General features: G+C 55.3%; 13 protein-coding genes. 6 read left to right on the forward strand and 7 right to left on the reverse strand.

Annotated features, from left to right (window positions below):
- Window position 1 precedes the first annotated feature (1 nt).
- Window positions 2-748 carry a hypothetical protein gene (locus IVA98_RS20535; protein ID WP_247355407.1) on the forward strand — a complete coding sequence of 249 codons (747 nt, stop codon included), beginning with the start codon at window positions 2-4 and terminating at the stop codon, window positions 746-748.
- Window positions 749-1,164: 416 nt separating this feature from the next.
- Window positions 1,165-1,824, forward strand: a complete 660-nt coding sequence (locus IVA98_RS20540; protein ID WP_247355408.1) for a class I SAM-dependent methyltransferase — start codon at window positions 1,165-1,167, stop codon at window positions 1,822-1,824.
- 22 nt (window positions 1,825-1,846) lie between these two features.
- Here IVA98_RS20540 and IVA98_RS20545 read toward each other — a convergent pair whose 3' ends face one another.
- The 7 genes from IVA98_RS20545 to IVA98_RS20575 form a co-directional block, all read right to left on the reverse strand.
- Window positions 1,847-3,031 (reverse strand): O-antigen ligase family protein, encoded by a 1,185-nt coding sequence (locus tag IVA98_RS20545; protein WP_247355409.1) that lies wholly within the window; start codon window positions 3,029-3,031, stop codon window positions 1,847-1,849.
- Between the two features lie 21 nt (window positions 3,032-3,052).
- Window positions 3,053-3,814 carry a glycoside hydrolase family 16 protein gene (locus IVA98_RS36755; RefSeq protein ID WP_247355410.1) on the reverse strand — a complete coding sequence of 254 codons (762 nt, stop codon included), beginning with the start codon at window positions 3,812-3,814 and terminating at the stop codon, window positions 3,053-3,055.
- A 10-nt stretch (window positions 3,815-3,824) separates the two neighbouring features.
- A complete protein-coding gene (locus tag IVA98_RS20555) occupies window positions 3,825-4,862 on the reverse strand; it encodes an O-fucosyltransferase family protein (protein ID WP_247355411.1) in 1,038 nt (345 codons plus the stop codon).
- A 2-nt stretch (window positions 4,863-4,864) separates the two neighbouring features.
- Window positions 4,865-6,142 carry a hypothetical protein gene (locus IVA98_RS20560; protein WP_247355412.1) on the reverse strand — a complete coding sequence of 426 codons (1,278 nt, stop codon included), beginning with the start codon at window positions 6,140-6,142 and terminating at the stop codon, window positions 4,865-4,867.
- A gap of 17 nt (window positions 6,143-6,159) precedes the next feature.
- On the reverse strand, window positions 6,160-7,308 hold the full coding sequence (locus IVA98_RS37290) for a glycosyltransferase (protein WP_247355413.1): 1,149 nt from the start codon (window positions 7,306-7,308) through the stop codon (window positions 6,160-6,162).
- A gap of 29 nt (window positions 7,309-7,337) precedes the next feature.
- Window positions 7,338-7,955 carry a glycosyltransferase family 4 protein gene (locus tag IVA98_RS20570; RefSeq protein ID WP_247355414.1) on the reverse strand — a complete coding sequence of 206 codons (618 nt, stop codon included), beginning with the start codon at window positions 7,953-7,955 and terminating at the stop codon, window positions 7,338-7,340.
- 462 nt (window positions 7,956-8,417) lie between these two features.
- A complete protein-coding gene (locus IVA98_RS20575; protein WP_247355415.1) occupies window positions 8,418-9,917 on the reverse strand; it encodes an undecaprenyl-phosphate glucose phosphotransferase in 1,500 nt (499 codons plus the stop codon).
- Between the two features lie 260 nt (window positions 9,918-10,177).
- On the opposite strand from IVA98_RS20575, the gene IVA98_RS20580 reads away from it, so the two are divergent.
- The 4 genes from IVA98_RS20580 to IVA98_RS20595 all read left to right on the forward strand — a co-directional run bounded on the left by IVA98_RS20580 (window position 10,178) and on the right by IVA98_RS20595 (window position 14,273).
- Window positions 10,178-11,170, forward strand: coding sequence for an ABC transporter substrate-binding protein (locus IVA98_RS20580; protein ID WP_247355416.1), 993 nt, complete (start codon window positions 10,178-10,180; stop codon window positions 11,168-11,170).
- 206 nt (window positions 11,171-11,376) lie between these two features.
- Window positions 11,377-11,649 carry a hypothetical protein gene (locus IVA98_RS20585; protein WP_247355417.1) on the forward strand — a complete coding sequence of 91 codons (273 nt, stop codon included), beginning with the start codon at window positions 11,377-11,379 and terminating at the stop codon, window positions 11,647-11,649.
- Between the two features lie 280 nt (window positions 11,650-11,929).
- The gene (locus IVA98_RS20590) at window positions 11,930-12,904 is read left to right on the forward strand and encodes a GDP-L-fucose synthase family protein (protein WP_247355418.1); all 975 of its coding nucleotides are present in this window, start codon (window positions 11,930-11,932) and stop codon (window positions 12,902-12,904) included.
- Window positions 12,905-12,965: 61 nt separating this feature from the next.
- Window positions 12,966-14,273: a WcaI family glycosyltransferase gene (locus IVA98_RS20595; RefSeq protein ID WP_247355419.1), complete on the forward strand. Its 1,308-nt coding sequence runs from the start codon at window positions 12,966-12,968 to the stop codon at window positions 14,271-14,273.
- Window positions 14,274-14,381: the final 108 nt, after the last annotated feature.

The following is a 14,381-nucleotide window of genomic DNA, read 5'->3' on the forward strand; positions in this document are numbered from 1 at the left end:
GTTGCCGCGCGTGTTGCTTCGTGGATTGCTTCTCCTCGGCGGCGTTGGGGGCGCTCTCTGGTCTGCCACCGCTTTGCCCTCCATTCAAGTTGCCGTCCCGGCGAGAGATACCACTGAAAAGATTATTTCAGATCAACGATTTAAGGCTGGCACCCTGGCTACGATTAGGACACGAATTGAAGGGGTAAGTTCATCAATTGTCCAGCCGGACATCCTTCGAGCGGATGCTCTGATAACACTCACGATCGCTGAACAAGCCGTTCAGAGGAAGACCTCGGCAGAAGCTGATCGTGAGATCGAACAAGCTCTAGAGAAAGTTAGGAACTCGATAGCGCTCATTCCGGGAGATTCGTTTCTTTGGCTGATGCTCCATTCTGTGGAGCGAGCGCGTAATGGTTTGGAAGCAAGAACTTTGTCATATCTTGAGCAATCCTACATCACTGGCCCAATTGAAGGCTGGATGGCGGCGCGCCGGAACAGGATGAGTTTAGCGGTCTTCCCTATGTTGAGTGGGGAGATGCAGCCGCGCGTATTGGCGGAGTTTGCCGCTATGGTCGAAAGCGGTCTGATCGAAGCGGCCGCTATCAATCTGAGCAGCGCAGGCTGGCCATACAGAGATCAACTGCTTGCTAGTCTCGAACACGTCGACGTAGTCGCCCGGAAGAGACTATCAATGGTACTTGCCCGCGACGCCATCAAAGTGTCGATCCCGGGTATTCCGGCGGATGATAGACCATGGTTCCGTTAAGCTGCCGGTCCACCCTAAATGTGTGTTTAGTGCACTTCGCGATCACGGCGCCCTGCACCTTCTTGAGTACCGCTGTAACCGCTCAAGTAGTCTTAGGCCAATTGAGATCAGTTCATCAAGGACCTGCGGAATCCTCAAGTTCGCCTGTAATTCGAGATGCGCTCAATCGCCCGTGCTTAGATGTAGATGCGATTGCCAGAGCGCACCTCGTTAACAAAGACATGCTGGATCACGTAGTGAGTGTAAAGAACAATTGCGCAAGAGTGATCAAAGTAAAGATCTGTTATTATGACGGTGATCGTTGCAAGGACTTCAGCATTCAAGGATACCAGAGGATAGATACGATACTGGGCACGATGATGAAGGTAGGAACGTTCCGATATTCTCTTTCTCAGAAATAACAATCGGCAGACTATATGCAGATGAAATCAGCAGCTGAGTTCTACGACGAAGCCTACTTCACGCGGCGACCACACGGGCGGGTTCGCGGCGAAGCGAATCTTTTCAAATTTGCCGAGTTCGTGAGCCCCGGGTCAAACGTGATAGATTTCGGTTGCGGTGGCGGCTTCTTGCTAAATGCGCTGACCGCAGCAGACAAGATAGGAATAGAGATCAATCCGACCGCCGTCGCGTCAGCGAGGGCACTTGGTATTGAGAAGATTTATTCTGATATCTCAGCGGTAGAGAGCAACTGGGCCGACGTAATAGTCTCAAATCATGCGATGGAGCACGTCGAGGAACCGACAAGAATAATTAGAGAGTTCTTCCGGGTCTTAAAACCAGGAGGCAAGATCGTCATAGTTACACCTTACGACAGCGTGTCCAAGAGGTTTAGCGAGGTCGACCCAGACTTCCACCTGTTCAGTTGGAACCCTGCTACAATAGGCAATTTAGCTAAGGCATGTGGATTTCGCGTGATTCAGGCCAGGGAGATAGTCCACCGCTGGCCTCCCAAATGGAACGTTATTTGGGATAAGCTAGGCGTCCGAGCCTTCCATACCTTGTGCAAACTGTATGGCTGGATGCGAAGATCGGGTACGCAAGTGCGGCTTGTTGCTGAAAAGCCGATTGCTTGAGCCGACTGAATTGGCTTTCCGGCTAGCTACTTCGTCGAACTTTTACAGAAGCAGATGGAGTGGCGACTGCCCGAGACGTGCCTGCGTTGTCTGAAGAGCGAAGCTTGGCGTATTGATGAAATACATGCAGAAACAGCACCGCTGGGTAGACGTTCAAATTTACAAAGCGGTCGTTAAAGGCGAGCATGGGTAGCAGCGGAAGCAGGTAGATGGCTGGGGCGCCCGACAAGAGAACAGTCACGAGCGGCTGCATGAACACGATCAACACAACTGCTCCCAAAAAACCGTAGTACGCTAACGGGTAAAGAAAGAAGTTGTGCGGCTGGAGCAGCCCTAGTCGCGCTACATAATCCGAGCCCGCACCAAAAAGAGGGTTTTCTACCCACAGAGTCACTGCCGTCGCCCAGTAGCGTCCACGGCCAGACGCGCCGCTGCCCTCTCCCCTGTGGACATCATCGAGCAAAAGGACCTTGTTGATGATATCCGAAAGATCGAGGTTAGCGAGAACAACCAGCATTGCGCACGAGGAAAGCGCGATAAGCAGCACTCGCGTGTGGTGACCCCATCGGCCAAGTACCTGCCAACCCAATATCCCTGCAGCAAGCGCTATTCCGATCTCGGCAGCTCGGCCTTGCATCAGGAACGTGGGGACGAAGAATATAGGTGCGGTCAGAAGTGAAATTCTAGGCGTTTTTGTCAGCAACGCTGCAAAGGCGCCGCCAAAGAAGATTTCTGCGCCGAGGTTCGGATGGGATTGAGAGAAAAAGAGATATCTGCCGAATACAATGCCTATATTTCCGGATCGAACAAAAATGAAGTACGTAGCGGCGTCAATCAAGCTAACGAGCACGAGTCCACGCCAGTAATTTGTGCCGACAAAGTTGAGAGTAACAAACAGGTTTATGCAGAAAACGAGGATCCTGACGGTTGAGATGAGCTCGACCTCGTTTACTATCGCGGAGGCTATCTCCGCGAATGTCAGGACGTATATAAATGGAAGGCTCGCGTGCGCAGCATTCGTGAAATTCTTGCGACGAATGAAAAGCAATGCGATCTTTAGGAGGATAGTCCCGCTATAATAGATCGATTGCTCGATTCCGAAGAGATACGATAGGAATGTCAGTCCGTCGATTGCTCCTGTTGCGAAGCACAGTCGGGCATCAAGACGCGTCCGAGATTCATTGTCAGCAATATAAGTGATCTGCACGCCCGCAACTCCAATCTGGGCCTAACGAGACAAGACCCGAACCCAATCCACTTCCAATTTGTGTTCCGGTCCGTCTGTATGTTTGTTCGAGCCTAGGATCATGAACAAGTCCTGTTGTTCGCATATTGGCGGCGACTCCGTCTTGATTACGGGGACGCCATCTAAGAACCACGTTAATTTTCCAGGGGTCCAGAGCAGTCCATAACTGTGCCAATCAGAAAAATCTAAACGATGGAGCAGTCTATAGCGAGCATTTGTATTTCGCGAATGTGTCGTTCTCGTCCAATCGTGAACCGATCCTACAAATAGATCGGCACCAAAATTCTCGAATATGTCGATTTCACACCAATGGTCATTATCTGTTCCGAGTGAGTGATCGCGGCTGAACAACCAGAATGCTGACCAGTCGAGATCATCCTTTGCAAATCTCATTCGTGCTTCAAAGAACCCATACCGAAAAGTTCTGCCGCCAAGCCCGCGTCGCGGAACTGTCGTGATCGAGGTTCGGATGACGCCAGGAGGAGCTAACAAGACTAGGTGGCCGTCCTCAACACGGATGTGATTGGCGGGATTGAGCTTTTGGTACCAAAGCGCGTTATACCAGTTCGGAGAAGGAACTCCTGCTGTATCAAGGCTTAAGAAGCTGAAATGGTCTTCAAAAACAACGCGGGTGTAGCCTTGTAGCTCGACCTCATGCGGCAACTGACTTGTGACTGGTTCCGCCTGCGCATTTGATCCATAGGTCTTGACCAGCAATAACAATGTGAAGATGGCGCGATACACAGCCTCTCTCCTAGTAAGTCGCGCGGTTGATAAAACGAATTACGCCAGCGGGGAGAATCTGTTTCGCCGCTTTTCGAAGGTTGAGTTTGAGAACGTAGTAGGTTTGGATTAGTGCCGAATCTGCTTTTGCGGCGTTCCCGTTAAGAAGAACAACCCTATCCGAATTCCCACCTTTGTAGAGGATATGGCTGGCAGCGATCGTTGCAAAGTGAGCATTGTCCTGCCCAACGATTCCGCCGCATTGGGCGAGAAGCCGAAGATTCTTGAATGCGACATATGTTTCTTGAGCTGCAATCTTTGGATTGGCCATAAGCATCTTATGATTCGCATTGTTGTAGCGCTTTTCCGTCTTGTCGAAGACTATGCGGACGCCAGTGGGTGCCTCGATTACCGAATCAGCTTCAGGATCGTCGCTTGCTAGAAAGATGCTCTCAAACGGCCAATTCCGGTGTATCTGATGTATTGCTTTGTTTATCAGAGATGCCGGAACGTAAGGGCTCTCCACGTGCTTGTCCCCGCGTCTGAGATGAACACCTAGTGTCGTAGTGCAGACTCCTAGCCGATCAGTGTCCTGCCGAAGCTGCTCCTCAAACTCCGGCAAGAAGCGGATCCACGAAAGCAGCCATCCGTCGAGTTTGGCAAGGTCATTGGCCGACAGGCTGTGCTTTTCCGCCAACCTCTTTTCTACCCACTTTTCTAGCAAGAGGTTTTCAGCACGCAACTTCTTCTGAGCTTCGAAATAGTCCAACTGAACAATCTTTGGCGCATCATGGCCGCCATCCAATTTCAACAGCGGTGCACCATGCAAAGCTTCTTCACCAAAATTGGACGCAAACTGGCGCTCGATGCTCTGAACGTATGGCTTGTCGCCATCGGCCAAAAAAACTGCTTTGCGATTGATCGCAAGTGCAATCTTTAAGCCGAGAAGACGTCTTGAGAGCTGCCCTCCGTATCCTATGGGCAGCTGATCGACTACCACAACAGGTTGCTCAGGAGAGAACTGCAGGTTGTCTAAAATTGGTTTAAGTAAGGTATCGAATTCGGTCATCCTCAAATCCCGTTCTGTGCAGTGGGCGAGACGAAGCGCCAGGATAGATATAGTGAGCTCAATGTACCTCCCAGTGCGAGAGCGGCAAGCATCGCCACCGGTCCGGAGCTGTAGGCAAGCGTCCCTCCAATGCCGATCGCAAGTACATTGACGAGAAGACAGGTGCCACTGAATAGACCCATCTCTCGTCGAGCCAAGTAGATACTGGCCAGCAACATCAGGGTAACGGTGGATGAAAATAGCAAGACTCCACTCACGAGATACCAGCCTAGTTCACCTCCGCTAAGAACCAGCACGCCGAACCGAAGTTCACTGGGACGCAGCAGAGTAATTGCGATTGATGCAATGCAGGCGCTAAGCGGACCGGAAAGGCATAGCAGGCCCATCAAACGTTTCAGCCACATTATCCACTCCTTGTCGGCTCGTGCCGAGGCGTCGACATATGCTGGAATGAGTGGGCGTGCGAGAAGCGAAAGCGGATTAGTGAGCCGTGCGATGAATAATTGAGCCGTCGAGAACGCTGCGTAGCCCTGAGCACTCGAGGCGTAAAAGGCTATAAACGAAGCTCCGTATAATTTCAGATAATCGGATATGCTATTGATGATGTTCGGCCGCGCCTGCAGCAGTGCGCGCTTCCATTCTTCGGCGCCGACCGCGAAGTGAATTCGAATTCCGCTCGAGTGCAGGAGCTGAAGCAAAGAGATTGAAGCCCAGCACAGTGGCGAAAGGTAATAAATCCCAAGTACGTGCTCAAAGTTCAGTCGCTGATAGTGAAACAGCAATACGAATCCAAGGATGATAGTAATGTTGTTAGCAAGTCCGAACGCGCTGGATATATGATCTTGTCTGTTTCCAAGTCGGAAGGCGTCCACCCACGATAGTGCGGTAGTTGCAACAACGGCCGCAGCGGCGCAGGCAATCGGAATTTTAAAACCTGCTGGGGAGAGCCAGTATGCAACCGCAATTGCTGGGAGCTCTAGAATAGCTGCAAGGGTCGCAAAGATAGCAAACGCACCTCCGGCAAGACGTTTCATGTAAACGTCATCGGTCGAAGTAAGATGTGCAAAACGGACCACAAATGTGGTCGCAATAGGAGAAAAGATGATTGCCACTGCTCCCGTGGCGGCCATGGAGAAGTTGAACGCGGCGTATTCAGTCACTGTGAGGGACAGAGCAGCTAGAGGAAGGCAAGCGAATACAACAAAAAAACCGACTGCTTTCGTCGTAACGCTGAATAGGATGGATCGAATAAAAAGGAAGTTCCGGCTATGGTTGGACAAGTGACTCATGATGGAAGTTAGCGAGAGGAAACCCGCTGAGACTCAGTTGCTCTGCCGATAAGCTTCGTTGCTGATTCGACGAAACGAGAGACGTCTCCGTACTTGGCGTACTCTAGAGCGTTTGCTGACATGAACCTCCAGAGCTTCTCGTCTTCACCGATCAGGTTGAGAAAAAAGGCCAAGCCGCGAGGATTGTCGGGCTCAACAACAAAGCCGTTCACGCCGGACCGCACGAGATGATCCCGTGCTCCACATTGGTCGGACACAATAACGGGAAGTCCCATCGCTAACGCTTCCACCACGCAGAGTCCAAATTGTTCCTCAATGCTTGGCAGCAGAAGAGCAAGTGAATGTCCCAAGATTTGGCTGACTGCATCAATCTGCACAAATCCATGCCAAGTAACAAGAGACTCTATGCCGGCTAGGCGCGCTCTTTCCCGGAGTTCTGGCTCGAGCGGGCCAGATCCGCAGATGTGTAGCGGTCGTGGAGACTCAACTTGGCGGCAATAAAGCGAGTACGCATCTATAGCCATCGCAATATTCTTCTTTGACGCTAGGCGCGCGACAATCGTTAGATGTCGATCAGCGAAAGGTACTCCGGTCGGAGCAGGCTCTACTCCTGCGAGTTGTCTGATGCGAGCTATCGAAACACTGTCGTAGTTGCCCGCGATCCGATCTGGCGGGACTCCCATAAAGCGCATGTAGTCAATCGAACGTCTTCCAGCGGCGAGACCGCCCCAGTAGGGTAGATACATGAGACGTTTTGCAAGCTCGCGCCAAAGAACCCTCTCATAATCGTCGAATTTTGAGTCGTTCATCACGATGACTCTCTTGCGAAGCATCCTCAGGATGGTTGCGACAAAGAAAGTAGCTGGGTGCTGGTACTGGCAAAAAAAGAAGACCTTAGCTCTGCTGCTCAAACAGGCTCTAAGCGTCGCGAGTGTGCGATACAAAAGGCTTACGTCAGTAATCCTCGTTCCTTGGAACAGTGTTATTTTTTGGAACGATTCCCGAGACTCGCTATTCCAAGCATAAGTAGCGCTCTTGCTTGCCAGTTCGATGCCGATGATCTCGCGCCGTCCCTGATAGTGGAGTGCAAGCGCTTCACAGCGATCCGCATGAGTTGGCCCGAAATTTTCCCAAACGAATACAATCGGACTCGTCACTGTTTGCTCCCGATACGCAGCGCGTGAATTCACGCAAACAGCTCTAACAGCGTACTAAATTGGCTGCTGGCTTTAAGTCGTTCCTGTTCGAAGTGCTTGATGATCTCTGCCTTTTGAGCAGTCAGGTTCCTTCCTTGGACATTTGCTCTCACGAAAGCAGCAGTCTCGTTCGTGAACTTACTTGGATCTGCGATTACCAAGCCCGCGCCAGCCGGAACCATCTCCGCGATACAGCCCCGATCGGTTGCCAGAATAAGATTTCCACTGGCCATTGCCTCATAGATCACATTGGGCTGTGCCTCTAGAGGGTAGAGGGTTGGAAAAACGAAAGCGTCGATAGTTTGGAAAAACTCTTGTTTGGCTCTGCCATAGACGGCGCCTACATAAGCAACTTGGTCGGGAAATTGATTAAGTAGTTCGCGCAGTCTCACGTCCACCTCTGGCGCGACTATCGGTCCTGCGATCTTAAACGTCATGCTTGGGAATTCTTTGGCAAGCGTCTCAAAGAGATCCGCTGTGAGAAAAAATCCCTTCTCAGCGCACAAGTTGCTCAAATGGCCAAGCGCGATTTGAGGACATCGGGAGTACGATGCGCGTTGCTCGTTACGAGCAACAAAGCAGGCATTTCCTGAGACGACGAAGTTCACGGGACCGTACGTCCTCTGAAATTTGAGTGCCATTTCGTTCGATAGGAAGATGTGGGTAGCTTTCGAACGGGACAGCCAGAGGGCGAGAGCCAAGCAGGCGGAATTTCGATCGATGTACTTGAAAGTACGATGATGGATAAAGATTTCCTCCGATAGCAGGCTAGCAAGTGCAATGTGAGCCAAGCTGTAGATAATGCCTAGCCCGCCATCGGGCACTATGTAGATACGTTTTGCTGACCGAATTAGCTTAAGGGCCGCTCCTAGATTGGCTCGTAAGCGCGCGAGGTGGTATCTTATGTTGCGATTGTGTGAGAGTTGACCAACGCTTGTGTCGATCGTGATAACAGGAACGCCCTTCTCGCGAAGCGCATCCCGCAATAGCTCATTGTTCTTCGACACTCCCATGAATGGTGGTGGGAATGGTCCCAAAATAGTCAGACTGCGTCTTTTCACGATTGTCGTTCAATAAGCCCTGGTGTTTGCGAAGGCGCTGAGTGCGGTACCGACAACGATCCTCACATCCAACCACAAGCTCCAATTATTGATGTACCACAGATCACAATCCACGCGCTTCTGCATCAGCTCGAGCGTGCGGGTTTCTCCACGATAACCGTTCACCTGGGCCCAGCCGGTGATGCCGGGCTTGACGTGGTGGCGGAAGGCGTAGTTGCCAATGATCTGCTCATATTCGGTGTTATGGGCCGCCGCGTGCGGGCGGGGGCCGACCAGCGACATGTCGCCCTTGAGCACGTTGAGGAGCTGCGGCAGCTCGTCGATCGAGGTCTTGCGCAGCCATTTGCCGATCGGCGTGACGCGCGGGTCGTTCTTCTGCGCCTGCACGATCGTCGGGCCGTCCTCGAGCACGCGCATGGTGCGGAACTTGAAGATCCTGAACGCGCGCCCATTGAAGCCGTTGCGGGTCTGGCGGAAGAACACCGGGCCCTTCGAGCTCAGCTTGATCAGGATCGCGGTCACCAGCATCACCGGCGCGAACACCAGCAGCGCAAGGCTCGCGCCGATAAGGTCCAGCGCGCGCTTGAGCGCGCGTTCGCGTAAGGTGAGCGGGGCGCGGCGCAGCTCGGCGGTGAAGGTGTTGCCGGTGCCTTCAAGCGGATAGCGCAGGAAGCGCGCCGTGTTGGCGTCCGGCACCAGATGCACCGGAACGGGGAGGATCTTCAGCACGTCCAGAATGCTGTCGATCGCATGCTGCCGGCTCCAGTTGATCAAGAGGAAGACGTGCTCGATCCGGCTCTCGCGCGCGTAGGCGATCAGCTCCTCGAAGCGCGGCGCCAGCGAAGACAGCAGCAGCGGCGAATCGAGGTCCTTGGGCCGGACCTCCATCACCCGCATCAGGCGGTAGCCGTGCTGCCCGAGGTCGTCGACCGCGTTGGAGGAGGCGGCAAGGCCGAACTCGGCGATCATGATCGCGCGGCCGTTGGCGAAGGCGCCGGTGCGCAGGGCCCGCGCGGTCCAGCGCGCCGCGGCCGTCTTCCATGCGAGCAGGACGGCGAGGCCGATCAGATAGAACGAGATCGTGGTGCCGCGGGAGAATTCGTCGCTGACCTTCATCGTGAAGGCGATCGCCAGCAACGCGCCGAACAGGAAGGTCCACGTCGTCAGCGTCATGCGGAACGTGCGCGGCAGGTTGGTGACGGTCTTGAGGCGATAGCCCTGCTGCACGATGGTCAGCAGGATGAAATTGATCGCAACCAGCACGCTGGCCGCCGCATAGACATCCGCCTTGCCGAGCGTGCCCGCGGTCACGACGTGATAGCCGACCGCGCAGCCGATCCCGCTGACCACGATCAGCGCCGCATCCACCACCGCCATCAGCCGCTCCACAACCACAGGTCGCAGCCAGCTCGGCGCATACCCTGTAGCTGTCTCGGCGACTGGCTCGACCACGCCAATTCCCGCCGTCGAATCAGCGACGGCCACCGGCTGAGTGGAAAGAATTGTCATCCTGCCAAATCCATTGACGCAAAATTTATTGCCCGAACGCGCCGTGCTATCGGTCAAAACCGCTGTTAGAACAAGGCGAAGGAAAAATTAACCTTACCCCACAAGCTGCATTGTAGCCCATCTCGCCTCGCGTGATATGTTGAATTTCACGACCCGTTAGGAAGTTCTCGTTGCCTCGAACCCAGTCCCGGCGGCGACCTCGGCCGAGAGGGAAGCGGTACCTTGCCATTGGCCTTGCGGCCGTCGCTTTGGCAGGAATCGTGCTTCTCCTTCTTCGCCCCGACACGGCCGCCATCCGAGCTCCGAGCGCCTCCACGGCCGTCGCCGTCAAGCTCCTCCTTGACGGGCAATACGGTGCGCGGTTTGCCGGCGAACTCGCTGCATCGAGGCTGGGATATTTCTCCTCCCGCATTGCGGTGTCGGCTCAGCCCGAAGATCTTGAGTTCGTCCAAACCGTTGCACGCCAACATGCCATCGGCGTGACGAGCGGCCAGAGCTTCCTGCTGGCGAGCTGGCGTGGTGTCCCCGTAACCGCCTTCGCTGCGAGCTTTCTCGACACCTCTGTCGCCATTTTCACCCTCGAAAGCTCGGGACTGCGGCGGCCGGCTGATCTGGTCGGAAAGCGGGTCGGATACCGCAGGGCGAGCGAGGGAGACGTCGTTTTCGATGCCATGATGGCGCAGCTCGGGCTTCCCCGAAGCCAGATCACCAAGGTGCCAGACCGCGATAGCTTCGATACGCTCCGGGCTGGCGAGGTGGATGCGATCATCGCCGCCATCGACCAGCAGCCGGATCCCTCCAGCTCGACGTTCGCGAAGCTGAACGTCATCAAGCCGCAGGACTACGGCATTCACGTCCCAGGCCTGGTCTATTTCGCGAGCAATGATCTCATCCATGCCCAGCCATCCTTGATCGCCGACGTCCTTCAGGGCCTCATTCGAGGATGGCAATTTGCCTATGCGGACTATGCACGGAGCGTGCCCGTTCTCGCCGGCGCCGGACCGATCAGGCTGAATTCCGAGCGGCTAAGATTCGAGCTGCAGCAGCAGCGGCCGTTGGTGTTGCCGACTGGGGGCCGTATCGGCGACTACGACGAAAGCCGCTGGAGGACGCTTCGGGATATCCTCCTCTTCGCCAAGTTGGGCGAGGAGGACGTGCCGCTGGCGCAGACCGTCAACTACCAGTTCCTGCGGGATGTGTACCGCCGTTCACCCGACCTCGCTGCCCCGGGCGCCTGGAGCGACGAGAAATAGGACCAAGAAGTCACACCTGTGCGCCATATCGACCCAAAAGGCCTTTGGCCGCCGTGGCATCGGTTGCATTTCTGCCGATGGCCTTGGTAAGTTCGGCTCACTATTGGACTAGTCGCGGAGTGGTTACGACCCGTGAAGTCGGTTGGCGGGGGTCTGACGGGCGCGGGGCGGGGGATCAAATCCGTAGGGGCGAGGAGCTTTTTGGGATGTTCAAGACGTTGATGCGAGCAGGTCTTTTGGCCGCGATTGTTTCCCTCGGCGCAGCGAGCGGAGCAAGCGCCGCGATGCAGATGCCCGCACCGGCAGCCCTGCTCACGGGCGAGAGCCAGGTGACGCCTGTTACGTTCTGGGCGCAGCCGTATCCATATCGGTATGTGCCCGCGCGTCGTTGCCCCTTGGTGCGGGTCGAGACGCCCTACGGCTGGTACATGGACCGCGTTTGCGCGCCTGTCGGCCCTGTCCTGCGTCGGGCATATTGAGCTTGGGCTGACGGAGCGGCGGCCGCCGTTTCTTTCAAGACGTTTAGAGGCAGCCGCATAACGGCTGCCTTGCTCATTTTTGCTTCGTAGAGTGCTGCTCTTTTGTGCGCGCAGCGCAGGTTCACCATGAATATCTTTGTCGGGCCGGGATAGGCTTTCGCATGGTGAAGATTGTGTTACCAGATTGGCGGGGCTGCGTCGGCAGCGTGGTTGCGTCATGCGGCGGTAGCCAGATCTCACGGGAGTAGTGGTGATCAGGTACCGGCGCTTAGAGGATACGATGACAGGGGTTTCAACCTACGATCTCACGGGCAAACGTGTCTTTGTCGCGGGTCACCGCGGCATGGTGGGATCAGCTGTCGTCCGCAGGCTTGCGTCAGAGAATTGCACCGTACTCACGGCCGACCGGCGTGAGCTGGACCTCGCAAAGGAAGAGCCCACGCTGAAATGGCTCGAGGCCAATCGCCCCGACGTCGTGGTTCACGCCGCTGCAAAGGTCGGCGGTATCGCAGCCAACAACAATTTCCCAGTCGACTTTCTCTGCGACAATCTTGCGGTGGAATTGAACGTCATCCGCGCAAGTCACGCGGTTGGCGTGCAGCGCCTGTTGTTCCTCGGCTCATCCTGTATCTATCCCAAGCACGCCCAGCAACCGATCGCCGAAAGCGAATTGCTGACGGGGCCGCTTGAGCCGACCAACGAGTGGTATGCGATCGCCAAGATTGCCGGCCTCAAGATGTGCCAGGCGTATCGTCGGCAATATGGCGATGATTTCATCTCGGTGATGCCGACCAATCTCTACGGCCGCGGCGACAATTATCATCCGGACCATAGTCACGTCCCTGCAGCGCTGATCCGGCGCTTCCACGAAGCCAAGATCGCCAATGCGCCCAGCGTCTCCGTATGGGGCACCGGCACGCCGCTCCGCGAATTTCTCAACGTAGATGATTTCGCGGATGCCTGCGTTTTCCTTCTGAAGAATTATTCGAGCGACCCGCCGATAAACGTCGGTAGTGGTGATGAGTTATCGATCGCAGACTTCGCGGTGGCCGTAGCAGAAGTCGTGGGCTACGGAGGCAAGCTCGCGTTCGATACCTCCAAGCCTGACGGAACGCCACGCAAGCTGCTAGATAGTTCGAGAATTCGAGGGCTTGGTTGGCGACCGAAAGTTGCGCTGCGGGCCGGCCTCGCGACGGCCTACGCAGATTATCTAGAGGGCTACGGACGTCATCTGGAAGTCGGCGCAACGCGCTGAGTAGATGACTTAGATTGCAAGCGATTTTTTTTATTCTGAAGTTTGAATTGGGGCAGACTTTATGCGTGTTCTCTTGGTCGGCATCAACTATGCCCCCGATCTGATCGGCGTAGCGAAATACAACGCCGAGCTCTGCGAAAGTTTGGCAGCCGACGGTCATGAAGTTCGAGTCATAACGGCGCCTCCCTATTATCCGGCCTGGAAGATCCCTCCCGCGTACAAATCGTCGTACTTCAGATCGAGAGATATCAACGGCGTTCGAGTAACACGTGCGCCGATTTACGTGCCCGGACATCCCTCGGGCGCTAAACGGCTGGTTCATCACGCTTCGTTCGCGCTCACGAGCGCGGCGCCGGTCCTCTTCGAGGCGCTATCCTGGCGACCAGGCGTTATAATCGCTGTCGCGCCATCGCTGCTGTCGGCTGCCTTCGTCTCGTTCGTCGCTCATCGCGTCGGTGCCAAATCATGGCTCCACGTCCAGGACTTCGAGGTCGACGCGGCCTTCGATCTTGGTCTCCTGCGCAACCATTCACTACGCAAGTGGATGTTGAGAACGGAAGCTGCAATCCTCAAATCCTTCGATCGCGTCTCAACTATTTCTGAGGCGATGCTGCTGCGCCTGGCAATCAAGGGGCTGGCGCCCAACAAAGCGCTTGAGGTCAGAAACTGGATTGATACCAGCGCGGTCTGCCCCGGATCACGAATGACAAAATACCGCCGGCAGTTAAACCTTGGCGATGGCGATATTGTTGCGCTCTACTCCGGAACGATGTCGAACAAGCAGGGCCTTGACCTGGTGATCGAGGCCGCTATCGGGTTGGAGCAAAGCCATCCGCATATTCATTTCATCCTAGCAGGTGAGGGGCCTCACAAGATGAGTCTTGAGCAGATGGCCGCGGGACATTCCAACATCCATTTCTTTGGGCTTCAGCCCAACGAGAGCTTCAATGAGCTGATGGCGACGGCCGATTTTCATCTCATTCCGCAGAAGGCCGCGGCGGCCGATCTGGTGCTGCCCTCGAAACTTGGCGCGATCTTCGCGTCCGCTCGGCCGGTCATTGCGATGGCCGAAGAGGGCACGGGGCTGGCGGCGGAAGTGACCGGCGCAGGCATCGTAATCCCGCCTGGAGATTCGTCCGCTCTGGAAATTGCGATATGCCAGCTCAGTGAGGTGCCCGCGCTTCGTCAGCATTACGGGGATGAAGGACGAAAGCGCGCCCTCGAGCGATGGGATCGGTGGACCATCGTTCGGCGGTGGGCGGAAGTCATGGCGGGCGAGTCCAACTCAGCTGGGAAAGAGGAAAGGGGCTCGGCAGGCGCTAACGACAATGTTGCATTGCCGGTGGAGGATGCGGTTCGTGTGCCCTGAGGTGCCTGGCCTCAACCAGTTGCGCTGCGATAGTTTTGTTGACCGAGACTAGCCGGAAGTAAGTGCCACGATGAGCGCTCACGTCCGAATCTCGCTCACTGCGACGCT

Origin of the sequence: Bradyrhizobium sp. 160, assembly GCF_023073735.1 — a bacterium.
GTDB lineage: Bacteria > Pseudomonadota > Alphaproteobacteria > Rhizobiales > Xanthobacteraceae > Bradyrhizobium.

Excerpts from the sequence above, each read along its gene's own strand:
- IVA98_RS20540 (WP_247355408.1), top strand. The coding sequence starts at position 1,165 with ATGCAGATGAAATCAGCAGCTGAGTTCTACGACGAAGCCTACTTCACG.
- IVA98_RS20555 (WP_247355411.1), bottom strand. The coding sequence starts at position 4,862 with ATGACCGAATTCGATACCTTACTTAAACCAATTTTAGACAACCTGCAG.
- IVA98_RS20575 (WP_247355415.1), bottom strand. The coding sequence starts at position 9,917 with ATGACAATTCTTTCCACTCAGCCGGTGGCCGTCGCTGATTCGACGGCG.
- IVA98_RS20585 (WP_247355417.1), top strand. The coding sequence starts at position 11,377 with ATGTTCAAGACGTTGATGCGAGCAGGTCTTTTGGCCGCGATTGTTTCC.
- IVA98_RS20590 (WP_247355418.1), top strand. The coding sequence starts at position 11,930 with ATGACAGGGGTTTCAACCTACGATCTCACGGGCAAACGTGTCTTTGTC.
- IVA98_RS20595 (WP_247355419.1), top strand. The coding sequence starts at position 12,966 with ATGCGTGTTCTCTTGGTCGGCATCAACTATGCCCCCGATCTGATCGGC.